The sequence below is a fragment of the Humibacter ginsengisoli genome (genome assembly GCF_054780095.1).
Map to the genome: position 1 here is coordinate 282,801 of NZ_BAAGWZ010000003.1, position 23,663 is coordinate 306,463.

General features: G+C 67.8%; 22 protein-coding genes and 1 pseudogene. 3 read left to right on the top strand and 20 right to left on the bottom strand.

The window, feature by feature from the left end:
• Positions 1-13 precede the first annotated feature (13 nt).
• Positions 14-370: a GntR family transcriptional regulator gene (locus ACYVI5_RS06065; protein ID WP_460579399.1), complete on the bottom strand. Its 357-nt coding sequence runs from the start codon at positions 368-370 to the stop codon at positions 14-16.
• Positions 360-1,295, bottom strand: coding sequence for a hypothetical protein (locus ACYVI5_RS06070; protein WP_460579400.1), 936 nt, complete (start codon positions 1,293-1,295; stop codon positions 360-362). Before ACYVI5_RS06070 ends, ACYVI5_RS06065 begins: the two co-directional genes overlap by 11 nt.
• A 145-nt stretch (positions 1,296-1,440) precedes the next feature.
• On the opposite strand from ACYVI5_RS06070, the gene ACYVI5_RS06075 reads away from it, so the two are divergent.
• The gene (locus tag ACYVI5_RS06075; protein WP_460579401.1) at positions 1,441-1,686 is read left to right on the top strand and encodes a hypothetical protein; all 246 of its coding nucleotides are present in this window, start codon (positions 1,441-1,443) and stop codon (positions 1,684-1,686) included.
• Positions 1,687-1,710: 24 nt separating this feature from the next.
• On the opposite strand, the gene ACYVI5_RS06080 is transcribed toward ACYVI5_RS06075, so the two are convergent.
• The 12 genes and pseudogenes from ACYVI5_RS06080 to ACYVI5_RS06135 all read right to left on the bottom strand — a co-directional run.
• Complete coding sequence (locus tag ACYVI5_RS06080) at positions 1,711-2,028, bottom strand: hypothetical protein (protein WP_460533710.1); 318 nt, start codon at positions 2,026-2,028, stop codon at positions 1,711-1,713.
• 65 nt (positions 2,029-2,093) lie between these two features.
• Entirely contained in the window at positions 2,094-2,780 is a 687-nt protein-coding gene (locus ACYVI5_RS06085) for a response regulator transcription factor KdpE (protein WP_460579402.1), read from the bottom strand.
• Positions 2,777-5,353, bottom strand: coding sequence for an ATP-binding protein (locus tag ACYVI5_RS06090; protein ID WP_460579403.1), 2,577 nt, complete (start codon positions 5,351-5,353; stop codon positions 2,777-2,779). Before ACYVI5_RS06090 ends, ACYVI5_RS06085 begins: the two co-directional genes overlap by 4 nt.
• Positions 5,354-5,363: 10 nt before the next feature.
• A complete protein-coding gene (kdpC, locus tag ACYVI5_RS06095; RefSeq protein ID WP_460579404.1) occupies positions 5,364-6,008 on the bottom strand; it encodes a potassium-transporting ATPase subunit C in 645 nt (214 codons plus the stop codon).
• A 58-nt stretch (positions 6,009-6,066) separates the two neighbouring features.
• On the bottom strand, positions 6,067-8,226 hold the full coding sequence (kdpB, locus tag ACYVI5_RS06100) for a potassium-transporting ATPase subunit KdpB (RefSeq protein WP_460579405.1): 2,160 nt from the start codon (positions 8,224-8,226) through the stop codon (positions 6,067-6,069).
• 3 nt (positions 8,227-8,229) lie between these two features.
• On the bottom strand, positions 8,230-9,858 hold the full coding sequence (kdpA, locus tag ACYVI5_RS06105) for a potassium-transporting ATPase subunit KdpA (protein ID WP_460579503.1): 1,629 nt from the start codon (positions 9,856-9,858) through the stop codon (positions 8,230-8,232).
• Between the two features lie 48 nt (positions 9,859-9,906).
• Positions 9,907-9,996 carry a potassium-transporting ATPase subunit F gene (locus ACYVI5_RS06110; protein WP_460579406.1) on the bottom strand — a complete coding sequence of 30 codons (90 nt, stop codon included), beginning with the start codon at positions 9,994-9,996 and terminating at the stop codon, positions 9,907-9,909.
• Between the two features lie 196 nt (positions 9,997-10,192).
• A complete protein-coding gene (locus ACYVI5_RS06115) occupies positions 10,193-10,864 on the bottom strand; it encodes a DedA family protein (RefSeq protein WP_460533692.1) in 672 nt (223 codons plus the stop codon).
• 141 nt (positions 10,865-11,005) lie between these two features.
• Positions 11,006-12,310, bottom strand: coding sequence for an alpha/beta hydrolase (locus ACYVI5_RS06120; protein WP_460579407.1), 1,305 nt, complete (start codon positions 12,308-12,310; stop codon positions 11,006-11,008).
• A gap of 80 nt (positions 12,311-12,390) precedes the next feature.
• Positions 12,391-14,514, bottom strand: a complete 2,124-nt coding sequence (locus tag ACYVI5_RS06125) for a vWA domain-containing protein (protein ID WP_460579408.1) — start codon at positions 14,512-14,514, stop codon at positions 12,391-12,393.
• Positions 14,507-15,955 carry a magnesium chelatase gene (locus tag ACYVI5_RS06130; protein WP_460579409.1) on the bottom strand — a complete coding sequence of 483 codons (1,449 nt, stop codon included), beginning with the start codon at positions 15,953-15,955 and terminating at the stop codon, positions 14,507-14,509. The genes ACYVI5_RS06125 and ACYVI5_RS06130 overlap by 8 nt, the downstream gene beginning before the upstream one ends.
• 160 nt (positions 15,956-16,115) lie before the next feature.
• Positions 16,116-16,820, bottom strand: a pseudogene (locus ACYVI5_RS06135) (YbhB/YbcL family Raf kinase inhibitor-like protein); the annotation flags it as partial.
• Between ACYVI5_RS06135 and ACYVI5_RS06140 the strand changes: the two are divergent.
• Positions 16,768-17,361 carry a TMEM175 family protein gene (locus ACYVI5_RS06140; protein ID WP_460579410.1) on the top strand — a complete coding sequence of 198 codons (594 nt, stop codon included), beginning with the start codon at positions 16,768-16,770 and terminating at the stop codon, positions 17,359-17,361. The pseudogene ACYVI5_RS06135 and the gene ACYVI5_RS06140 overlap by 53 nt on opposite strands.
• A 71-nt stretch (positions 17,362-17,432) precedes the next feature.
• Entirely contained in the window at positions 17,433-18,101 is a 669-nt protein-coding gene (locus tag ACYVI5_RS06145; RefSeq protein ID WP_460579411.1) for a uracil-DNA glycosylase family protein, read from the top strand.
• A gap of 25 nt (positions 18,102-18,126) precedes the next feature.
• Here ACYVI5_RS06145 and ACYVI5_RS06150 read toward each other — a convergent pair whose 3' ends face one another.
• From ACYVI5_RS06150 to ACYVI5_RS06175, 6 genes are all read right to left on the bottom strand, one after another.
• The gene (locus ACYVI5_RS06150; RefSeq protein ID WP_460579412.1) at positions 18,127-18,396 is read right to left on the bottom strand and encodes a hypothetical protein; all 270 of its coding nucleotides are present in this window, start codon (positions 18,394-18,396) and stop codon (positions 18,127-18,129) included.
• Positions 18,397-18,517: 121 nt separating this feature from the next.
• Positions 18,518-19,498: a fumarylacetoacetate hydrolase family protein gene (locus ACYVI5_RS06155; RefSeq protein ID WP_460579413.1), complete on the bottom strand. Its 981-nt coding sequence runs from the start codon at positions 19,496-19,498 to the stop codon at positions 18,518-18,520.
• On the bottom strand, positions 19,495-20,520 hold the full coding sequence (locus tag ACYVI5_RS06160; protein WP_460579414.1) for an amidohydrolase family protein: 1,026 nt from the start codon (positions 20,518-20,520) through the stop codon (positions 19,495-19,497). Before ACYVI5_RS06160 ends, ACYVI5_RS06155 begins: the two co-directional genes overlap by 4 nt.
• Complete coding sequence (locus ACYVI5_RS06165; protein ID WP_460579415.1) at positions 20,517-21,653, bottom strand: Rossmann-fold NAD(P)-binding domain-containing protein; 1,137 nt, start codon at positions 21,651-21,653, stop codon at positions 20,517-20,519. Before ACYVI5_RS06165 ends, ACYVI5_RS06160 begins: the two co-directional genes overlap by 4 nt.
• A 44-nt stretch (positions 21,654-21,697) precedes the next feature.
• Positions 21,698-22,690 (bottom strand): cyclase family protein, encoded by a 993-nt coding sequence (locus ACYVI5_RS06170; RefSeq protein ID WP_460579416.1) that lies wholly within the window; start codon positions 22,688-22,690, stop codon positions 21,698-21,700.
• Positions 22,687-23,652: a fumarylacetoacetate hydrolase family protein gene (locus ACYVI5_RS06175; protein ID WP_460579417.1), complete on the bottom strand. Its 966-nt coding sequence runs from the start codon at positions 23,650-23,652 to the stop codon at positions 22,687-22,689. Before ACYVI5_RS06175 ends, ACYVI5_RS06170 begins: the two co-directional genes overlap by 4 nt.
• Between the last annotated feature and the right edge of the window lie 11 nt (positions 23,653-23,663).

Genomic DNA, 23,663 nt, shown 5'->3' on the forward strand with positions numbered 1-23,663 from the left:
TGGTGTAGACCGGCTACTCCGGCGCGTTCCAGAGTGTGCGGAGCGCTGCAGTGGTTTGGTCGTAGGTGAGCCCGGCTTGTGTCGCGCGCTCGTGGAGCGCACGCGCCGCGTAAAGCACGTCGGCAGGAATCGCTGTTGCGCGCTCGCTGACGCGCGTGCCGGCAGCGGATTTCGTGATGATGAGCTGGTCTACTTCAAGTTGTTTGTAGGCGCGCGCCACCGTTCCCGGCGCCACTCCGAGGTCACGGGCAAGCTGTCTCACCGTCGCGAGACGTTCACCGGGTACGAGTCGGCCGGACAGGATTTGCCCGCGCAGGTGCTGGTAGATCTGGTCGGACGGCGGCGCTGCCCCTGTGAGATCAATGGACATTGGTGCGCCGGCGCTGCTCGAGCCGGGCGTCTTCGTTCTCGGCCCGCGGCGTCTTCGATATCCCAGACGCCGCCATCATACCGACGCCCACACCGCAGAGAATCAACCCGAGGCCGCTGAGCGGGATCTGCAGGGCAGCAAACGACGTCACGACGTCGACTCTCCCTTCCGCCGTCGGGAATTGGGTGGCGAGGGAACTCGAGCGAGCGATGAACAGCCACAGTGATCCGAGGCTGAATGCGATTGACCCGGTGCTGAGACTCATGATGCGACGCACCGTTACCTGCCGTGAGGCGAGGGCATATCCGGTGTCAGTGGATCGCGCCAGAAGGCCGGTCACCCGAGACATTGCGAAGAGGGTGGATGCGATGACCAGGGCGAAGGCGATAAGCACCGGCACGCCGTAGAACCAGCCAGGAAAATCGGTACTCGCCGTCATTGTGCCCGTCACGATCGTGATTACAGCCGACCGTCCGGAGTCATCGCGAGCCGCGGCCAGACCGGCAACTACAACAGTCGCAAGGAGTAGCAGAGCTAGAACCAGCCAGGTGGCCATCCACCATCTCTTGCCGTATGACCAGGCCCGGCGGGGAGTGAGATCCACGGCCGCGAAATTGAGAATCGCTCCTGCCGTTACCGGCCTCGCCGATCTAGTAGTCACTGCGAGGAGCGCGAGCGCTACGGCTGCCGAAGCGAGGGCGACTGCGTAGTGCCAGCCGACCGGTTGCATCGGAGGATTCGAGAGCTGAAGTCCGTAGAAGGTCACCACACCTGCAATGGCGAAGACAGACGTCGCTATCGCGATTGCTGAGGTGCGTCCTCTCCGAATTCCTCGACGACTCTGATGCGCAGCGATCCCCACCGTAACGAGCGCGATCGCGAGCACAGCAATCTCTTCACCGAACATCAGGATCGCGATCATCATCTCTCCCATGTTGTGTCATCGTGATGATACAAGATCGATCGAGAGGGAACCAGAGGTCGATCAATTGACCGTTGGTGGACAGCTGAAGCCGGTCCCTTAGCGGGCGGCTCGTGTCGACGGATCGTTACAGGCATGTCTACCGGGAATGGGCGAAGACATCCGCCTGGTCATGCGCGGTGTGGTGCTGCCGATCGTGCACATCGTGCTCGTCATCGTGCGCACGGCGAACGGCGACAACCCGGGAGCGGCGATCTTCCTACCGCTGGGGGTGGCCATCACTGTCGGGATGTACCAGCTGGTGGGAATCACAGCCCTGTTAGCCGTGCTGGATCGAAACGATGCGAAGCTGAGTTCGGGAATCGGCTCCGCACGCCTCGGCGATCTGAGGTGATCGCGCGCTCGCACACCCCCGGTATCAGACGGCGACCGCGAGGCAGGCGACCAGGCCGACGATCGTGATCACGACGAAGGCGCAGACCACGAGGACCGTTCCCTTGGCCTGACGACGTCGGTCGTCGGTGCGATCCGCTCCCCACAGCTCGGCCTTCAGCCGCACCCGGTGCGCCTCGGCGACGATGTCGCTCGTGCCGGGAAGCGAGAGGTCGAGCGACCCGCGTTCGAGCTGCTGCTCGATGCGCAGCGCCTCGTCGAGCGTCATAGAAGCCTTCGCGACACCCCGCGCGATCGTCCGCGGCCGGGCATCGGCGCGCCCGCTGCCGTCACCTTCGGCCATCGTGCACCTCCGATCGGGTCTCGGTGCTTCCAGGGTACGAGTCTGGACCCGGATCGGTTCGGCGTCTACTCCTGCTGACCGGCCGGCACGAACCGATAGCCCATCCCCGCCTCGGTGATCAGGAAACGCGGGCGAGACGGCTCGGGCTCCAGCTTCTTGCGCAGCTGGGCCAGGTACAGGCGGAGATAGCCGGAGTCCGAGGTGTGGTGCGGTCCCCACACCTCGGTGAGGATCGCCTCCCGGGTGACAAGGCGGTCCGGGTTGCGCACCAGCAACGCCAGGATCTGCCACTCGGTTGGTGTGAGCCGCACCGGATGGCCGCCCCTGGTGACCCTGCGCCCGGCGAGATCGACGAGCACGTCGGCGAACTCCACGCGAGGCTGCTCGTCGGCTGCCGGCATCCGTCGCACCAGAGCACGGATGCGCGCCAGCAGCTCGTCGGTCGCGAACGGCTTCGTCACGTAGTCGTCGGCACCCCGGTCGAGCGCCTCCACCTTCTCGGCCGAATCGGTGCGGCCGGAGATCACCAGGATCGGCACGGTGCTCCAGCCGCGGATCGCCTCGATCACGGCCAGTCCGTCGAGACCCGGCATGCCGAGGTCGAGGATGACCAGCTCCGGGTGGTCGTCGATCACCCGGTCGAGCGCCTGCTTGCCGTCCGCGGCGACGGTCACGTCGTATCCGCGTGCGGAGAGGATGATGCGCAGCGCACCGAGGATCTGCCGGTCATCGTCGGCGACGACGATCTTCATCGGGGTCCTTCCGCAGAGTGCTGGCCAGCCGGCTCCCCGGCGCGCGTGAAGAGGGGCAGCGCGACCACCATGGTGAGCCCGCCGCCCGGTGTGTCTTCGGGCGTGAGCGTACCGCCCATTCCCTCGACGAAGCCTCTGGAGAGCGCGAGTCCCAGACCGATTCCGGTCGTGTTGTCTGTATCGCCCTCGCGCTGGAACGGCTGGAAGATGGCGTCTTTGCGTTCGTCGGGCACACCGGTGCCGCTGTCGGCGATGCGTACCTGCACCTCGTCGCCGAAGACGCTGACGCTCATCCGCGGCGGGCTCCCGTGCGGAGAGTAGCGCAGCGCGTTGGCCAGCAGGTTGACCAGCACGCGCTGCAGAAGCACCGGATCGGCCATCACCGCAGGCGTTCCCTCCGGCACATCGAGCTCCACGCTGCCAGGTGGCGCCGAAAGCTCCTCGAGCACAGGCGGCAGCAGGTCCTCGACATCCACCCTGCGCAACGAGACGCCGAGCACGCCGGCCTGCACCCGTGAGACGTCGAGCAGGTTCGTGACGAGCGCGTCGAGGTTCACGAGGCTGTCCTTCGCGGTCTCGAGCAGGGCATCCCTGTCGAGTGCGCTCAACTCGACCTGCGGAGAGCGCAGACTCGTCACGGCAGCAGTCGCTGCGGCGAGCGGCCGGCGCAGATCATGGCCGACGGCCGCCAGAAGCGCCGACCGCACGCGGTCCGTTTCGGCCAACGGCTTCAGTTCGCTCGCGGTCTCGCTGAGTTCGCGATGCTCGAGCGCGGCATCCAGCTGCGTCACGATCACGGAGAGCACGCGGCGGTCGGATGCCGTGAGTTCCGCTCCGTAGAGCTCCAGCGTTCCGCGCTCCCCTACGCGCTCGACAGTGCGCGCCTGGTGCACCTCGGTCGAATCGGCCTGGTGCGGCAGCGCCTCCTCCGGCTCCGTGCCTTCCGAATTCCCCGCCTCCTCCGAAAGAACCGTGCCGTCGTCGTCGAGCAGTCGCACGCGACTGAGCCCGAACGCCTCGCGGGCTCGTTGCACGAGGGCATGCACGGCGTCCTCGCCGCGGATGACGCCGCCGGCGACCGTCGCGAGCACGTCGGACTCCGCCGCCGAGCGCTGTGCCGCCCTCGTGCGCCTCGCGGCCTGATCGACGACGAAGCTCACGAGGGCTGCGCCGACGACATAGAGCAGCAACGCGAGCAGGTGCACGGGCTGCGCGATCGTGATGGTGTAGATCGGTGCCACGAAGAGGTAGTCCAGCGTGAGGCCGGAGAGCACGGCGGCGAACAGTGCCGGCCAGATGCCTCCGACGAGCGCGACCACGACGACGAGCAGCTGAAACGCCAGAACGTCGCTGGCCAGGGCATCCGGGCTGCGGAACAGCCAGAGGAGCCAGCTCAGCAACGGGCCTCCGGCCAGCGCGAGCACGAATCCGTACACCCGTCGCCGCACGCTGAGCGCGCCGCGTGCCCGCGGGAGCACGAGCTGACGGCTGCCCGCCGCAGCGTGCGAGACGATGTGCACGTCGATGTCACCGGATGCCCTGATCACCGTCGACCCGATGCCGGGACCGGTGAGGAACGCGAGCAGCCGCGACCGCCGGGAGACCCCGATCACGAGCTGCGTGGCGTTGACCGCTTTCGCGAACTCGACGAGAGCTGCCGGGATGTCCGACCCGACGATCTCGTGGTACGCGCCGCCCAGCTTCTCCACGAGCGCCCGCTGCTCGGCGAGGGCTCGCGGATGCCGCTCCCGTAGTCCGTCGTCGCTCACCACGTGCACGGCGAGGAGTTCGCCACCGCTCGAACGCGCCGCGATGCGCGCGCCCCTGCGCAGCAGGGTCTCGCCCTCCGGACCGCCGGTGAGCGCGACGACGACCCGCTCGCGCGCCTCCCATTTGCCCTCGATGCCGTGCTCGCGGCGGTAGGTCTGCAGGGCGCTGTCCACCTCGTCTGCGAGCCAGAGCAGGGCGAGCTCGCGCAGCGCCGTGAGGTTGCCGAGCCGGAAGTAGTTCGAGAGCGCGGCATCCACCCGCGCCGCCGGATACACGAGCCCCTCGGCGAGGCGGTCGCGCAGCGCCTGCGGCGCGAGGTCGACCACCTCGACCTGATCGGCGGCGCGCAGCACGGCATCCGGAATCGTCTCCTGCTGGCCGATCCCCGTGATCTGCTCCACAACGTCGTTCAGCGACTCGATGTGCTGGATGTTCACCGTCGAGATGACGGTGATACCGGCATCCAGAAGCTCCTGCACGTCTTCCCAGCGCTTGTCGTGCCTGCCCCCGGGGGCGTTCGTGTGGGCGAGTTCGTCGACGAGCGCTACCTCAGGACGCCTGGCCAGCACGGCGTCAAGGTCGAGGTCGGTGAGCGTCACGCCGCGATACCCCACGCTGCGGCGGCGAACAACGTCGAGTCCCTCGAGCATGGCCGCGGTCGCCGCGCGGCCGTGCGTCTCCACGACCGCCACCACGACGTCTTTGCCGGCCTCCGCAAGGCGCCTGCCCTCCTCGAGCATGGCGTACGTCTTGCCGACGCCCGGCGCCGCACCGAGCAGCACACGCAGTCTGCCTGTCGTCATGCCGACCCGATCATCTGAAGGCCTTGTCCCCCGCCGGATCCATCTTCGACAGCGCCAGGTTGAGCTGCAGCACGTTCACCGTCGGCTGACCGAGGTAACCGAGATCCCGCCCCTGAATCCTAGACTTCACCAGCGCTTCCACCTCGGATTCCGGGATGCCTCGAGCTTTGGCCACGGCGGGAACCTGAAGCAGCGCGTAGGCAGGGCTGATGTGCGGATCGAGACCCGAGGCGGATGCCGTCAGCGCGTCGGGCGGGATGCTCGTGGCATCCGCACCGTCCAGCTTCTCGATGGAGGCCCTGCGCTGCTCGATCTCGTTGGTCAGTTCCGGATTGTTCGGTCCGAGGTTGCTGGCGCTCGACGCGTTGCCGTCGTAGCCCGCGCCCGCGGAGCTGAGTGCTGCGGAGGGCCGGGACTGGAACCACTGGGGCAGTGCCCGGCCCTTAGCGTCTGTGAACGACTGGCCGATGAGGTTCGATCCGACCGTCTCGGCGCCGACCCGCACGAGCGACCCGTTCGCCTGCCACGACATGGTCAGCTGCCCGACGCCGGTCAGGACGAGGGGGTAGACGACGCCTAGCGCCACGGTGAGCACGATCATGGCTCGGACGGCGACCCAGTACTGCCTTCCGGTGCCGCGAAGGGTGGGGCTCATTGCGGTTCTCCTTGGTACGCGGGTTGATTCGTTGCACGTATCGACATCGGCATCCGCGTCAGAACCCGGGGATGAGCGAGACAGCCAGGTCGATCAGTTTGATCCCGATGAACGGCGCGACGATGCCACCCAGTCCATACACCAGCAGGTTCCGTCCGAGCAGCTGCGAGGCAGCCGCCGGCCGGTACCGCACGCCCCGAAGGGCGAGCGGTATGAGGGCGACGATGATGATCGCGTTGAAGATCACGGCCGAGAGGATCGCGGACGACGGCGAGTGCAACCGCATGACGTTGAGCACCTGAAGTCCGGGAAACACTCCGACGAACATGGCCGGGATGATGGCGAAGTACTTCGCCACGTCGTTCGCGATCGAGAACGTCGTCAGGGCGCCGCGGGTGATGAGCAGCTGCTTGCCGATCGAGACGATGTCGATGAGCTTGGTCGGGTCGGAGTCGAGGTCGACCATGTTGCCCGCCTCCTTCGCCGCCGACGTTCCGGTGTTCATGGCCACGCCGACATCGGCCTGGGCGAGCGCAGGCGCGTCGTTCGTGCCGTCTCCCGTCATCGCAACGAGCTTGCCGCCCTCCTGCTCCCTCCTGATCAGGGCCAGCTTGTCCTCGGGCGTGGCTTCCGCGAGAAAGTCGTCGACACCCGCTTCGTGCGCGATCGCCTTCGCCGTGAGCGGGTTGTCGCCCGTCACCATCACGGTGCGGATGCCCATGCGCCGCATGTCGGCGAACCGCTCGACCAGTCCCGTCTTGACGACGTCTTTGAGGTGGATGACGCCGAGGATGCTCGTCGTGCCGTCTGCGGTGCGCGTCGCGACGGCGAGCGGTGTGCCGCCGGACTGCGAGATCCGCTCCACCACCTGGTCGAGCTCGGCGACCACGGCGGAGCCGACGGGAGACGCCTGCCTCGCCCAGCCGATCACGGCGCTCACAGCGCCCTTGCGGATCAGCAGTCCGTCGGTCAGGTCGACCCCGCTCATGCGGGTCTGGGCTGTGAACGGTACGACGTCGCCCGCCACCGACGCCGGCGGTGTGCGTCCGACCGATGTCGCCAGGGCGACCACCGAGGATCCCTCCGGGGTCGGGTCGCTGAGCGAGGCCAGTGCGGCCGCATCCACGAGATCATCGACGGCTGTGCCTGCGACCGGGACGAATTCGCTCGCCTGCCGGTTTCCGTACGTGATGGTTCCGGTCTTGTCGAGCAGCAGCGTGGTCACGTCCCCGGCCGCCTCAACGGCTCGACCCGACATGGCGAGCACGTTGCGCTGCACCAGCCGGTCCATGCCGGCGATACCGATGGCGGACAGGAGCGCCCCGATGGTCGTGGGGATGAGGCAGACGAGGAGCGCGATGAGAACCGGTACGGCCGGTGTCGCGTGCGCGAACCCGGCCACCGGTCCCAGGATGAGTACCACGACCAGGAAGGCGATGGTCAGGCTGGCAAGCAGAATGTCGAGTGCGATCTCGTTCGGCGTCTTCTGCCGGCTCGCGCCCTCGACGAGGTGGATCATCCGGTCGACGAACGTCTCGCCAGGCTTGGAGGTGATGCGCACCACTACGCGGTCGGACAGCACACGTGTGCCTCCTGTGACCGCGCTCCGATCGCCGCCCGACTCGCGCACGACGGGCGCTGATTCTCCGGTGATCGCCGATTCGTCGACCGAGGCGATGCCCCACACGATGTCGCCGTCGCCGGGGATCAGGTCACCGGCACTCACGACGACGATGTCACCGAGCTTCAGCTCCGCCGACGCGACCCGGGCGGTCGCGGCATGCAGAGCACCCGGATCGTCCTCGCTGTAATCGACGACCCGATACGCACTGGTCGTCGTGCGAGTTGCGCGCAGGCTGGCCGCCTGCGCCTTGCCCCGCCCCTCGGCGACCGCTTCGGCGAGGGTGGCGAACACGACCGTCAGCCAGAGCCATACCGCGATCCACCACGTGAATGCCACCGACGTCGTCGTACCACCCGAGATCTGCTGGCCGAGGAACGGTTGCGCGATGGCCAGCACGGTGGTCAGCGCGGCGCCCACCTCCACGATGAACATCACCGGGTTGTGCCACAGCTCGCGCGGATTCAGCTTGCGGAGGGCATCCGGAAGGCTGGTGAGAAGCTGACGGGCGTTGAATGCGCCGCCGCGCGTCTTGCGTTCGTCAGGATGCCGTGGCGCAGCGGTCTCGGGTTCGAGGATGGTCGTTTCGTCACTCATGTGTCAGTGCAGTCCTTCGGCGAGCGGCCCGAGGGCGAGTACGGGGAAGTAGGTCAGCGCGGTGATGATGAGGATGGTTCCGACGAGCAGACCGACGAACTGAGGCCGGTGCGTCGGCATCGTGCCTGCCGTGGAGGGGATGCGCTCCCGGACGGCGAGCGAGCCGGCCAGCGCCAGCACGAACACGATCGGGATGAACCTGGCGAGGAACATCGCAGCGCCGAGCGCTGCATTCATCCATGGCGTGTTCGCCCCGATTCCGCCGAATGCCGACCCGTTGTTGTTCCCGGCGGACGTGAACGCGTAGAGGATCTCCGAGAACCCGTGCTGTCCCGGGTTGAAGATCGTGGACTTCTCGACACTTTGCACCACTCCTGGTATCGCGAAGCTCAGCGCGGTGCCTGCCAGCACGATGGCCGGCGTCGTCAGAAAGTACAGGCTGGCGAGCTTCACCTCGCGCGAGCCGATCTTCTTGCCCAGATATTCGGGCGTGCGACCGACCATGAGGCCGGCGAGGAATACCGCGACGATGGCCATGACGAGCATCCCGTAGAGCCCGGCGCCGATGCCGCCGGGGGCGACCTCGCCCGTCATCATGTTGATCATCGTCATCATCCCGCCGAGCGGGGTGAGACTGTCGTGCGCGGCATCCACCGCACCCGTGGAGGTCAAAGTGCTCGTCGTGCCGAAAAGAGTTGACCCGACGATGCCGAAACGCTGCTCCTTGCCCTCCATCGCGCCGCCCGCCGCGGCGGTCGCCGCTCCCCCGGTGGTCGACTCGATCCAGGTGAAGAGCGAGACGGACGCCACGAAGATCACGCCCATCGCGGCGAGGATGGCGTAGCCCTGCCGCCGGTCGCCGACCATCGTGCCGAATGCGCGAGGCAGGCTGAACGGCACGAGCAGCATGAGGAACACCTCGACGAGGTTGGTCCACGCAGCCGGGTTCTCGAACGGATGCGCCGAGTTCGCGTTGAAGAATCCACCGCCGTTGTTGCCGAGCAGCTTGATCGCCTCCTGGGAGGCGACGGGACCGCCGGGGATGCTCTGCGTTCCTCCGGTCAGCGTGTGCACGGTCTGCACCGCATTCAGGTTCTCGATCGCTCCGCCGGCGATCAGGATGATCGTGAAGATCACCGAGAGCGGCAGCAGGATGCGCAGGATGCCGCGCATCAGGTCGACCCAGAAGTTGCCGATCGTGCCCGACCGGCGCGCCGTGAACCCGCGCACGAGGGCGATCGCGACGGCGAGACCCACGGCGGCGGAGACGAAGTTCTGCACGGTGAGGCCGGCCATCTGCACGGTGTAGCCGAGGGTCGCCTCCGGCGAGTACGACTGCCAGTTCGTGTTGGTCACGAACGAGATCGCCGTGTTGAACGAGAGCCCTTCGGGCACGGCGGGAAGGCCGAGCGAGTAGGGCAGCCAGGCCTGCAGCCGCTGCATCAGGTAGACGAGGAACACGCCGACGATGGAGAAGGCGAGCACGCTGCGCAGGTAGACGGGCCAGCTCTGTTCTAACGACGAGTCGACGCCGATCAGGCGGTACACGCCACGCTCGATCCTCAGATCACTGCGCGAGGCGAACGTGCGGGCGATGTGGTCGCCGAGCGGGCGGTAGCAGATAGCCAGCATCAACGCGACGGTGGCGAGCTGAGCGAGGAACAACCAGAACGTGAGCACCTAGAACTTCTCCGGCTTCACGAGGGCGCACACGAGGTACACGAGCGACGCCGCGGCCAGCACGGCCGACAGCACGACGAAGAAGGTCACAGCTTCTCCACCGCCCGTGCGACGAGCGCCACGACGACGCCGAGCGCTGCGATGCCGAGGATGCAGGCGAGGTCCAGCACGAGGATGCTCCGATCCCTGTCGCGCCGCGGTCACGGCGGGCCGCGCTGTGCGGCCAAGGCACCATCGAACTCGTGCCGTGCGAGCAGGAACGCACCCCTTACGGAATCCACACGGCCTACCGCCGAATGCTCACGGATTCCGTGCGAGCAGGTTCCGACCCGGCGCGTTCCCGCCGGCTCTTCAGCCTTCTGAGCAGAGCGGTCACGACGATCGGCAGAACGGAGACCACCACGACCAGCACCATGAGCACATCGATGTTGCTGACGACGAACGGAATCCCGCCGAGCAGCAACCCCAGGATCACCATGACGATGCACCACGATGCGGCGCCGAGAACGTTCCAGAGCACAAATCTGCGGTACGGCATCCTCGCGACGCCGGCAGCCAGCGGCACATAGGTGCGCACGATCGGCACGAACCGGCCCAGCAGCAGCGATGGAGCTCCGTATCGGCCGAAGAACTCCTCCGCACGCTCGAGGTGCTGCGGTTTCAGGATGCGTGCGCCCGGCTTGAACAGTCGCCTGCCGAAGCGTTTGCCGAGCCAGTACCCGGCCTGGTCGCCGGCGATGGCAGCGACGATCCCCACGAGCGCGACCATCCATGCCTGGATGCCCAGCTGAGGAGCAAGAATTGCGGCGGTGATCAGAAGTGAGTCACCTGGCAGGAACGGGAACAGCAAACCGGACTCCACGAACACCAGCACCGCAATACCCAGCAGCACCCAGGGCCCGAAGGCGTGCAGCCAGCTCGAGGCATCCAACAGCGGAATGGCGGTGTGAAGAATCATCTGATGCCTTTCGAGCTCGCGATCTGTCCCTTCTTCCACCGTCGCGGCTCGATACCAAGAACCGGCACAGCAGCCGGCGACGGACATGTGAATACCCCGAGAGTTCCCCGAGAGCGCGGAATCAGCCGCGACGGGCGAGTGTCAGTTCGCCAGACCCATGCGGTCTGCGATTTGCGGCAAGGCCCTCGCCCACACGTAGCGGACGGTGTTCCAGTCGTGTCCCGAGCCGCGGGAGATCACGAGCTCCGTCCTCATCCCCGCTCGTTGCGCCGCCGCATTCAGCTCTGTCGCGTAACGCGTGTACTTCACATCCCGCGCTCCGGATCCGAAGATCGCAAAGCTGTCCCGATACGGTGCGTGCTTGGCCAGCAGCGTCAGGGGTTTCGCCGCGTGGTATGCGGCCGCGGAGCCGCCGAAGCCCTCCGCGACCGTCTTCGAGCCGATGGTGGGTGCGAGCTCCCCGAGCACGTCGACGATGGAACCGAACAGCTCGGGATGGCCGGCCCCGAACTGGATGGCGCAGGTTCCGCCTTGCGAGTACCCGGCAACCGCCCAGTACCTGCTGCTTTCGGCCACGGGCAGATGGGTTCGGATCCAGGTCGGCACGTCGATGGTCAGATAGGTGGCGGAGTTTCCGAGCGGGGAGTCGACGCACATCGGGTTCTGCCCAGGGGATCCCAGCTGGTCGGCGGACACCACGATGGGCGCGAGACCCTTGTGCTTCGCAGCGAACGCGTCGTAGGTCGCCGCTGCCCGGCCGGAGGTGAACACATCCGCCGGCGTTCCCGGCTGACCACTGAACAGCATCACCACCGGAAGCACAGGCGGATTCGGCACCAAGGCCGCCGGCGGGAGATAAACCACAGTCTCCCGCGCGTCGAAGTGCGAGGCGGTCGGCGCAATGTTCACGGTCCCGACGCGGCCGCGCTTCGGCATGCCGGCAGGCGGCCGCCAGTCCTTCCCCAGATTCGGGTCCATGGCACCGGTGTGCGCGGCAAGGTCCGATGCGGGCAGAGCCGAGTACGGGACGATGCCGAGCGCGTCGTTCAAGTCGCGGTACGCCCCCTCGTCCACGTTGATGCCAGCTGCCGCGACCAGAAGAACACCGGGGATCATGGCGACGGCGATCACCTTTCGCCACCACCTGGTCCCCCACAGATTGACGATCGCGAGGAACACACCGGCGAAGGCGATCGCCACCCACATGCGCGTGACTGCGGTCAGAGGAAGCCCGAAGACGTTCCAGACGTCGCTGACCAGCCACGCCAGCAGAAGACCTACCGCCGCTCCCAGGGCCGTCGCGCCGAAGGAACGCAGCAGTGGCCTGGGTCGCGGCGACTTCAACAGCAGATACACGCCGAGCAGCGCGACAACGACATCCAGAGGGATCAGAAAACTACTCTTGTCGATCCGCAGCGTCAGCAACCAGTGCAGCGGATCCAGCATGCGAACTCTGCCCCTTCTCTCGCGGTCGCGAACAGACCTCCGCCTTCAGACCACTTCAGGCAGATGAAAGCGAGGTGAGGCTACTGGTCGACCCAGAAGCCACGGCCACCGAACCATCCGCCGCCGTAGCCGTCGTGACCGCCGAGCCCGCCGCCCAGCCCGTTGCCCGAACCGCCGAAGAGGTCAGCTCCGGCATCGAAGGCGCCCTCGCCGCGTCCGCGGCGAGACCCGCGCGATCCCAGATAACTGTCGACCACCGCGACTCCGAGGTCGTCCAGCTCGGGTGCGACGACGCGTCCGCCCACACGGCGCGCGAGTCCGTCGACGAAGCGGGCCAGACCCGGGTCGGAGCCGAGGCGGAAGATCGTGATCTGTGCACCCAGCCGCATCGAGACATCCAACTCGTCCACGGTGTGCGCAATGGTGATCGGATGCGGCGGGTACGCGAACCGCACGGAGCCGTCTGCCTCCAGGTGCGAGGTCGGCTCCCCGTCGGTGACGATGAGCAGCACGGGCTGAGCGTCGGGATGCTTGCGGAAATGCCGGTTCGCCAGCAGCAGCGCATGGTGCAGGTTGGTGCCCTTGTCCCACATGGCGTCGAGCCCGGTCAGCTCCTCGATCTCCATCACCTGCGCGTGCCGGGAGAACCCGATGAGTTCGAGCCGGTCGTCGCGGAACCGGGTGCGGATGAGCGTGTGCAGCGCAAGCGCGGTGCGCTTCATGGGCACCCAGCGGCCGTCCATCGCCATCGAGAACGAGGTGTCGACGAGCAGGGCGACGGTCGCCTGTGTGCGCGACTCGGTCTCCTCCACCTCGATGTCGTCCAGCGCGATGCGACGGCCGGCCGCCGCACCGCCGGATGCACGGCGGAGCACCCCGTTCAGCATGGTGCGCGGGATGTCCCACGGCTCCGTGCTGCCGAACTCCCACGGTTTCGTGGCTCCGGATGTCTCCCCTGCGGCGCCTGCGAGCCGCACGTCGCGCTCTCCCCTGCGTTTGGACATCCGGTTCGCGATGTCGCGCAGCAGGGTCTGGCCGAGCTGCCGCATGGCCTTCGGGGTCAGCTGCAGGTTGCCATGCGAATCGCGGCGGAACGTGTTGCTGCGACGGAGCGCCTGTTCGAGGTCGCGCAGCGTTCGTGCGTCGACCGCCGCGTCATCGCCGAGCTGCCTGGCCAGCTTGTCGAGGTCGACGTCATCGAGGCGCGCGCCGTCGTAGCCCTGCGAGAGCTGCTCGGACAGCTCGTCCAGGTCTGCGAGATCCGACAGCACCTGGGTGCCCTCCGCAAGCCCGAGCGGCTGGTCTCCGTCGAAGCGTTCCGATCCGCTCCAGTCCTCCCCGGGGCGCAGCGCCTGCAGGTTCGCATCGAGGTCGGCGAGCTGCTCCATGAGCTGGGGCGACCCGAACGCCTGGGCGGAGAGCTGCATCAGCTCCTGCCGCTGCTCCTCGGTCATCGAGTTGAGCATCCGCTGTGCCGCCGCCGAACGCGAGGCAAGCGCATCGATCAGCTCGTCGACGTTCTGCGGGTTCTCCGGAAAGTACTGCCCGTGTTCGGCCATGAACTCGGCGAAGTCCTCGGGCGTGTCCTCGCCCCGCCGGTGCTTGTCGAGCAGCCGGTTGAGGTCGGTGAGCATCTTGTTCACCGATGCGCGGTCCTCGTCGGTGACGTTCTGCAGCGTCTGCTTGAGTCCCGAGAACCGCTGCCCGAGCAGCTCCTGACCGAGCATGTCCTTGATCTTCTGGTAATCGGCTCGCGCCTGCGACGACCGCCAGTCGTAGTCGCTCAGCTCGTTCACCGCGGCCGAGGTCGACTGCGGCAGGCTCTCCAGCCGCATCTCGGCGAAAGAGCGGTCCGTGTCGTCCATGTCGACGTCGCGGGCCAGCTGCTTGCGCTCTTCCAGCACGGCGTGATCGAGGAGCTTCTGGATGTCTTGCAGCGTGCCGCCGAGATTGTGCCGCCGCAGCAGGTCCCTGCGTCGTTCGGCCACCCGGCGCGACAGGTCGTCGAGGCCGGTCAGGTCGCGCCCGCCCCTTCGCAGGAACTCGCTCAGCGCGCGCTCGGGCGAGTACCCTGCCATGACGTCCTCGCCGATCGCGTCGAGCGCTTCGGCGAGGTCGACCGGCGGCGCGAGCGGGTCCCCGCCCTCGTAGCGGTGGAACCGGCTGACCGGGGAGCGTGGCGCGCCGTGTGGATGCTCAGCCATAGATCGTCTCGTTCCCGTCGGTGTCCTTGCCGATCTTGCGCGCCAGATACAGGCCCTCCAGTGCCAGCTCGATGGCGGCGGCCCGCTCGCCGTCGGTGCGGGCATCCAGTCGTTCGACGATCTCGTCGTACACCGGGGACTCGCCCAGCATCGGCAGCCCGGCGAGGAACTCGGCAGCAGTGACCCGCTCGCCGGTGGCGACCATGGCCCCGCCCTCGATCGCGGCGACGAGGGGGCCGAAGTCGATGCCGCGGAAATGGGCTCTCACCGCGTCGGCGGTGGCGGTGCGCAGCAGGTGCGTAAGCACCTCGGACTCCCGGCCCTGCTCCCCCGTCTCGAACTCGATCTTGCCGCCCAGCACGTCGACGGCCGTCGTGAGGTCGACCGTGCGGGCGACGGCGTCGTCCTCCCCGCGTGCCGTCGAGCGATGCAGCGCCGCGGCCGCTATGGTCTCGGCGCCCGCAATCGCGAACCGGGCGCTGACGCCGCTGCGCTGGTCGATCGAGCTGGATTCCCGCAGGTTGCGGGTGAACCTGGCGAGGATCTCGATCAGGTGGTCGGGAACATCCGCCACCAGTTCGGCCTCCTGCCGGATCACGGCGATCTCCGCCTCGAGCTGCCGCGGATAGTGGGTGCGGATCTCGGCGCCGAACCGGTCCTTCAGCGGCGTGATGATGCGGCCCCGGTTCGTGTAATCCTCCGGGTTGGCGCTGGCGACGACGAGCACGTCCAGCGGCAATCGCAGCACATAGCCGCGGATCTGGATGTCGCGCTCCTCCATCACGTTCAGCATCGACACCTGGATGCGCTCGGCCAGATCTGGCAGCTCGTTGATCGCGACGATGCCGCGATGGCTGCGCGGGATCAGCCCGAAATGGATGGTCTCGGGGTCTCCCAGTGAGCGTCCCTCCGCGACCTTCATCGGGTCGACGTCTCCGATCAGGTCGGCCACCGACGTGTCGGGCGTCGCGAGCTTCTCCACGTACCGTTCGCTGCGGTGCCGCCACGCCACAGGCAGGTCGTCGCCGAGCTCGGCGGCTCGGCGGATCGAGGCGTGGGTGATCGGCTGATACGGATGCTCGCCCAGCTCCGACCCCGCGATGACGGGCGTCCATTCGTCGAGGAGTCCGCCGATGGTGCGCAGCACGCGCGTCTTGCCCTGTCCGCGCTCGCCGAGCAGCACGATGTCGTGTCCCGCGATGAGCGCACGCTCCAACTGCGGGATGACGGTGCTCTCGAACCCGTGCACGCCCGGCCACGGATCCTCGCCTGCGCGCAGCTTCGCCAGGAGGTTGTCTCGCACCTCCGCCCGCAGTGGTTTCTGCACGTGGCCGGATGCCTTCAGCTCGCCCAGCGTGCTGATCCGTGGCGCCTCGGAGGCCGCCGGAGCACCGGCCGGAAGGTTCGGGGAAAGGGGGTACGACTCGTGCGAAGGCGTCATGCTCCACGATACGCACGGTGTCCCCGCGTGCGGGGTGGCGACGCGCTTTGGTCAGGCGCGGTTCAGGCTCGCTGTTCCCCAGTGAGAACGCCGGAGGCGAGCACGTGCCTGCCACCGCGGGAAGCAGGTCGGCGAGACCGGCGAAATCGCGGGCATCCAACTCGATGTCGAGAGCGTAGAGGTGGAAGCCGTAATGGTGCACGCCGTGACCGGGAAGCGGACGGGGTCCCTGGTAGGCCACCCAGCCGCGGAACGCGGGCACGTAGTGCACTACGAGATTCCCCGGTGTGAGCGCGCCCTCTGCGACGCCGGTACCCGGCTCGAGCAGGGCGATCAGATGGACGATCGGGGCGTCGAACGGAACATCCGTGTCCTCGAGGATGAGCAGCAGTTGCTTCGTGCCTTCCGGCGGCGTGCTCCACGAGAGCTCCGGGGAGACGTTCGGCCCCTGTCCGATGCCGGAGTGCCGCCGAGGGATGCGTGCGCCGTTCTCGAACGATGGAGACATCACCGTGAGGATGCCTGGGGCGGTGAGCTCGGGCGCGAACTGCACGCTGCGCTCCGGTTTCGAACGCTTGCCGCGCAGCATCCAGCCGAGCGGAGTGACGAGCAGGTCGGCCAGACGCATCGGTTCCCCTTCCCTCTGGTGTGCTCCCACTGCATGGGCGGGCACGGTGCCGACGATACGGCAACGAAGAGCTGGGAGTCGCCCCGCCCGCTTGGGCCCGGAAGGGACAATAGGCTTTCGAGGTGAACGAGTCGTCGAGGGTGCGATGCGCGCTATGGCGCGGCGTGCTGCGGGGAGGCATCCGATGAGGTCGTCACGACTGGAAGCGTTCAGCGACGGCGTGCTCGCGATCATCATCACCGTGATGGTGCTGGGCCTCGCGGCGCCGTCCGGGGACTCGTTCTGGTCGCTGGTCAGCACCTCCGGCCTGGGGCTCCTCACCTACCTGCTGAGCTTCATCTACATCGGCATCTACTGGAACAACCACCATCATTTGTTCCAGCTGCAGCCACGGGTGGACGGCAGGGTGCTGTGGGCCAACCTGCATCTGCTCTTCTGGCTGTCGCTGTTCCCGTTCACGACGGGCTGGCTGACGAAGACGGAGGTCGCCACCGCGCCGACCGTGGTGTACGGCGTCAATCTGCTGGCTGCGGCAGTGGCGTACAGCATCCTGCAGTCTGTCATCGCCCGGCGGCCGGGCGGCGACCGATTGCGGGAAGCGATCGGGCGCGATACCAAGGGCTGGCTATCGCCCGTGCTGTACGCCGTAGGGATCGGGCTGAGCTTCGCCGTCCCGTGGCTCGGCCTCGTGCCGTACGTCGCGGTCGCCGTGATCTGGCTGATCCCGGACCGTCGCATCGAGCGGTACCTCGCGGCGCATCCCGACGACGAGAACTGACACCGCTAGCGTCAGTACCCGCGCGGCGCAAGCACTCCCGTGAGCGGCGCAACACCTGCTGGAGTGGCCGTATGCCCCACACCGCGGTGCACGCGCAGACCGGCGATCCGGAGCGTCCGGGCGCCGACCGCTGGGTGCCCGAGCGACACACGCTCGCGGCTCTGCGTCGCGCCGCACCCGATTGCCGTGGATGCGAGCTGTGGCGGGACGCGCGACACGTCGTGTTCTCGCAGGGGCGGGCATCCGCCGCCATGATGCTGATCGGCGAGCAGCCCGGCGACCACGAGGACACGACCGGTGAGCCCTTCGTCGGACCGGCCGGGAAGTTGCTGGATGACGCGCTCGAGGCAGCAGACATCGATCGGGAGACCACATATTTGACGAACGCGGTCAAGCACTTCAGACACCACGTGTCGGGTAAGCGGCGCATCCACGACAAGCCGGAAGTCGGCAACGTCATCGCGTGCCACCCGTGGCTGGAGGCCGAGTTCGAGGTGGTGCGCCCTCAGGTCGTGGTCTGTCTCGGCGCGACGGCGGCGCGCGCCGTTATGGGCCGCCCGATCCCGATCACCCGGTCTCGCGGGCAGCGCTTCGAGGGGCCGGATGCCGCACCGGATGCCGCCGTGTTCGTCACGACGCACCCCTCCGCCGTGCTCCGGCTGCGCGGGAAGGACGGCTTCGACGAGGCGTTCGACCGCTTCGTCGGCGATCTCGAGACCGCCGCGGCGGCACGACGGTAGGCGATGAGGCTCCGGCCAGCCTCATTCAGAGATCTTCGGGTGCGAGGTCTCCCTGCCCCTCGTCGCCGAGTTCGGCCTCGAACGGGTCCTCGCCCTGCGACTCCGGCTGGGCCTCCTCGGGAATGCCGAACCCGGCCGCCTCGAGCTCTTCGTCCTCCTCGGCCTCGATGTCTTCCTCGGGAACAGGGTCGGGCTCACCGATGTCTTCCGGATCCCTCGGCTCGGTGTCAGCGGCAGGAATCGCCACTCCCCCGACGTCGTCCGGCTCGATGTGGATGCCCTCGTCGCTGTCCATTGCTCACTCCTCGCCTGCTGAACGCGGCCGACCGGTCGCGGTCTGCACACGATAGAGCGAGACGGAGGCGCGCCGGAGCGGATTGACAACCGCGGGATCGGGCTCGAATGCAGCAGAGCCGCTAGAAGTCCCGTTCACGAGCGCGGGAACGGATGCGTGCCCGCTGCACGACGGGCGCCGGCACCGTCGGCCCGACCACCGACGTCAGCTCCCCGATGCCCTCCACAACCATGCGCACCTCGTCACCCTCGTGGAGCGGCGGCGGCAGGAGTTCGCCGCCGCGCCCCCAGAGCTCGGCGAGGCATCCCCCGTTGCCGACCGTTCCGGAGCCAAGAACATCGCCGGGCACGACCCGCGAATTGCGCGAGGCGTACGAGACGAGCTCGGCGAACGGCCACCCCATGTTGGAGACGAGGTCCTCACCGAGGAGTTCGCCGTTGACCCACGCCTCGGCGCGGACCGCGAGGAAGCCGTCAGCATCGAGATACGTCGCGAGCTCGTCGGACGTGACGATCCACGGCCCCAGGCTCGTGGCGAAGTCCTTGCCCTTGGCGGGGCCGAGCCGCACCTTCATCTCCCTGGACTGCAAGTCGCGCGCCGACCAGTCGTTCATGATCGTGTACCCGAAAATCTGCCGGGCCGCGGCGCCGGCGTCGAGGTTTGCACCATCCGAGCCGTCTACCCCGCCGATGACGGCGGCGACCTCGAGCTCGAAGTCGAGCCGCTCTGTCATAGGCGGCGTCACCGGCTGGTCTGGTCCGAGCACCGTGTGTGGATTGGTGAAGTAGAAGGTAGGCGCCTGATACCACTCCGGCACGACCTCGCTCTTGCCGTCCACAGATGCGCTGACGCCCTCCACGTGCTCCTCGAACGCGACGAAGTCGCGGATCGCGGCCGGCCTCAGCGGCGCGAGCAGCCGCACCGATCCGAGGTCCGAGCCACGCGCATCCGCCACACTGTCGTACAACTCGACGGCGAATCCGAGACCTCGTTCGAGCACATCGGCAACGGTCAGCCCATCGGGGAACGGCACCGCCTTCCCAACGATCACGAACCCTTCGTCGGCTGTACCCGAGGCATCCTGCCAGCGCGCGATCTTCATGCGCCCACCGGCAGGCCGACGAGCTCTGGCGCATTGCTCGCGAGGATGCGCCGCTCGGTCTCCGCCGGCAGCGACGCGCTCCGCACGAACCCGACCGGGTCCTCCGTCCCCATGTCGAACGGGAAGTCGCTGCCCAGCACCACCTGCGACGCCCCGGCGACCTCCACGAGGTGTCGGAGAACGTCCGGATCGTGCACCACCGTGTCGAACCAGAGGCGACGCAGATAGCTCGACGGCTCATGCTGGCACACGTGCGCGTCAGGCCGCTTGCGCCACGCGTGGTCGCTGCGCCCGATCGAGGTGGGCAGGTATCCGCCGCCGTGTGCAGCCACGATCTTGAGTCCAGGATGCCGGTCGAGCACGCCCGAGAAGATCAGGTGCGACAACGCGACGGCGTTCTCCACGGGCTGACCGACCGTGTTGGAGAGGTAGTAGCGATCGAGCCGGGCGTCGAGACTGCAGCCGAACGGGTGCAGGAAGACGACGGCCCCCAGCTCCTCCACTCGCGACCAGAGCGGCTCGAGCCGCTCGTCGGAGAGCTCGACGTCAGCGGCGAAAGACGAGAGCTCGATGCCGGCGAGTCCACGGCCGAGCACCGCGTCGTCCACGCACTCGACGATGCGCGACGGATGCTGCAACGGCACCAGGCCGAGTCCGATGAGGCGGTCGGATGCCTGCGAGACGTGCTCGGCGACGAGACGGTTCGCCTCCGCCGCGACCCAGACCGCGAGCTGCTCGCCGGCCCACGGGTAGAAATGGCTCGGCGACGGGCTGACCCACTGACGGTCCACACCCTGCGCGTCCATCGACTCCAGCCGCACGTTCACGTCGGTGAGGCGCGGGATACGCGCGCCCACCATCGGACCTGACACCGCCAGGCTCGCCGCACCGTTGCGCTTCAGCTCCAGCGCCGCCGCCTCACGTGCGCCGTCCGGGTCACGCCGCTCCACCTCCGCCTGAAGCGACGGGAGCAGCACGTGCGCGTGCACATCCGTGACTCCATTCATCCGCTGCCCGCTCATGCCGGTTCCGCCATCTTCTGCGCGATGCCGAAGATGAGCCCGCCGGCGTCGGCGTCCCGATCGCCGTTGATCTGCCACTGGCCCAGCTGCACGGATGCCTCCACCACCGCCTTCGCGCGCGGTACCCGTCGGGCGTGAAAGTCATCCCAGAGCCGCTTGTCGACGGCCTCTCGTTCCTGCAGGAGCTCGGTGAGCACAAGCGCGTCCTCGAGACCCTGCGCCGCGCCCTGGGCGATGGTCGGAGGGCAGGAGTGCGCTGCGTCGCCGATGATCACCGCACGGCCCCTGTTCCACGGTTCGGCGACGAGGTGCTGAGTGAACCAGGTGTAGTTGACGTGCGCCCCCTTGGCCAGGTCGTTGCGGATCGCCTCCCACGGTCCGTGATATGCGAGCGACTCCTCGAGCATGATGCGCACGGCATCCTCGTCGTCGACCGCGAAGCGGTCCTGAGCACGTTCCACCAGGAACGCGTACATCGTGTCCTCGCCGGTCGGTGTGTAGCCGGCGATGTACACCGGCCCGCCGTAATAGAGCTCGCTGCGCTCCACCTCCGCCGGCCGTGAGACGAACGAGCGCCAGATGCCCATTCCCGTCGGCTGCGGAGTGGTGTCGATCCCGATGAGCCGCCGCACGGCGGAGTTCAGGCCGTCGGCACCGATGAGCAGGTCGAACTGGCCGGCGGATTCGCCGTTCACGAGCACCGCGACGGCATCCTCATTCGGTGTCGCAACTCCGGTGACCTCCGATCCCCAGTGCAGCACGGAACCCGCATCCTCGGCGGCGGCGAGCAGGATTCGTGCCAGGTCGGGCCGGTACATGCCCATACCCGCCGGGTAGTCCGGGCCGCCGGTCTTCACGTCGGGCAGCTGCGCGACGATCGGCGCGTCCGGTCCCGGAGCGCGCAGGTTGAGCCCCTCGAACGCGTAGCCTGCGGCACGCACCTCGTCCCAGACGCCGAGCGCATCGAAGACCCGGAGCGCGTTTCCCTGCAGCGTGATGCCGGAGCCGAGCGCGCTGAGCTCGGGCTTGGACTCGAACACGTCGACGTGCACGCCCGCCTTCGCGAGCCGGATCGCGGCCGCCAGGCCGGAGATGCCGGCACCGGCGACCGCGACCTTCTGCACTGCTGTCATGAACGGAACCTCTCTGTTCTCGTGGGTCTGGTATCGCCCGGGCGCTACAGGATAGCGACCGGGTTGATCGGCGAGCCGACGGCGCCCGTCACCGGGAGCGGCGGTGCCGAAAGAAGGAACTCGTAGCGCCCTGAGGAAGCGCACGCATCGGCGAGCTCCTCCAAGTCCCACATCTCACCGATCGTCAGGCCGATGTTCGGGATGCTCACCTGGTGCAGCGGCTGGAACGCTGGCACGTCGAACTCGTTCGGACGCACCTCGAATCCCCAGGTGTCGGTGGCGATCGCCGCGACCTCGGAGCGATGGATCCACCCCGCGGTCGTCAGCGACAGTCCCGGCGCGGCGCCTCCCGCGTAGTCGCCCCAGCCGTCGCGTCTCACTCTGGCCAGCTGCCCGGTGCGCACCAGCACGATGTCGCCGCGTTCGATCGCGACGCCGTGGGCATCCGCTGTGGCGTCGAGGTCGGCGGCGGTGATCGCGTATGCGTCCGCGAGTTCACCGGTTTCGGGCCCGAGAACGCGGCCGACGTCGAGAAGCACTCCCCTGGAGACCACGACGGATGCCGCGTGTTCCATCCCCGTGACCAGGTCGCCGTCGCTGGTGACGACGTCGCCCGCGCGCCGGCCGTTCCACGCCGAGCCATGGTCGAAGATGTGGCCGAGCCCATCCCACTGCGTCGAGCACTGCAGAGGCATGGCGACCACGTCGTCGGCGCCGCCGATGCCGTGCGGGAACCCCTGGGATCCGCGCTCGGCATCCGTCCCGGTGTCGAGCATGGTGTGCACCGGGTTCGTGCGACGCCGCCAGCCCTTCTGCGGGCCGTTCATATCGAACGACTGCGCCAGCGAGACGACGCGGCCGGACCTCACAAGGCCCGCCGCCTGCACGCGCTTGGCGTCATCGATGAAGTTCAGGGTGCCGATCCGGTCGTCGTCGCCCCAGCGACCCCAGTTGCGGTACGCGGCGGCCCGAGTGGCGATCTCGGTTTCCGGGTCGGCGCGATCCAGGTCACCCGGGTCCTCGCTCGGCTCGGTCATCGTGCTCCTTCGGCGACACAGCGCACCACCTGCGTGCCCAGGCCTTGGATGCTGCCGGTCATGACATCCCCGTCGCGCAGGAATCGCTTCCAGTGTTGTCCGTTCCCGGCGGGGCTACCGGTGAGCAGCAGGTCGCCGGGCAGAAGCGGCATCGTCTGCGACGCGCCCGAGATGAGCGCGGGGATGTCGAAGAGCAGGTCGCTGGTCGAGGCATCCTGCATCACCTGGCCGTTCAGCTCGAGTCGCACGTTGAGATCGGACGCGTCGACGAACGGAGCCGGAACGAGGAACGGCCCGGTCGGCAGGAAACCGGGCGCGTTCTTGGCGCGGTACCAGTCGGTGCCGATCTCCTTCATGTCCTTGCGGAACACGAGGTCGCGGGTGGTGATGTCATTGCAGATGGTGTACCCGGCGACGTGTTCGAGCGCTTCCTCGCGCGAGACGCGGAACGCGGGTGAACCGATCACGACAGCGAGCTCGAGCTCCCAGTCGTGCACCTCGCTGTACGCGGGAAGCACGAGCGGCACGTCGTCGCCAACGACACATGCCGGCAGCCCGATGAAGAAGTACGGCTCGCCGTGCGCTGCCCGCTCGTCCATCATCCGTGCCGCGAACTCGTGGGATTCCTCGGGGGTGCGCTCCGTGTTCTGTGTCAGTCCTGCCGCGACCAGCTCGATCACGTGCTGCCGATAGTTCGCGCCGGTCTGCAGCACCTGCCGTGGCTCGACCGGTGCGGTGAGCGTCTTCTCCGACAGGGCCGACCAGTCGTCGTCCTGTCGATCAGCGAGCGTCGCCAGCCGCTCCCAGTCCGGCGCTGTCAGGAATGCGTTCAGGTCTGGCGCGCCCAGCTCGGCGGGTCCGACGGGGCGGATCCGGTCACCGGCGACGAGCCCGAGGCTCGCCCGGTCGCCCTCTCGATAGCGGGCGAGTGCGAACGTAGCGTCCAAGCGTTCCGTACTCATGGGAGTCCTCC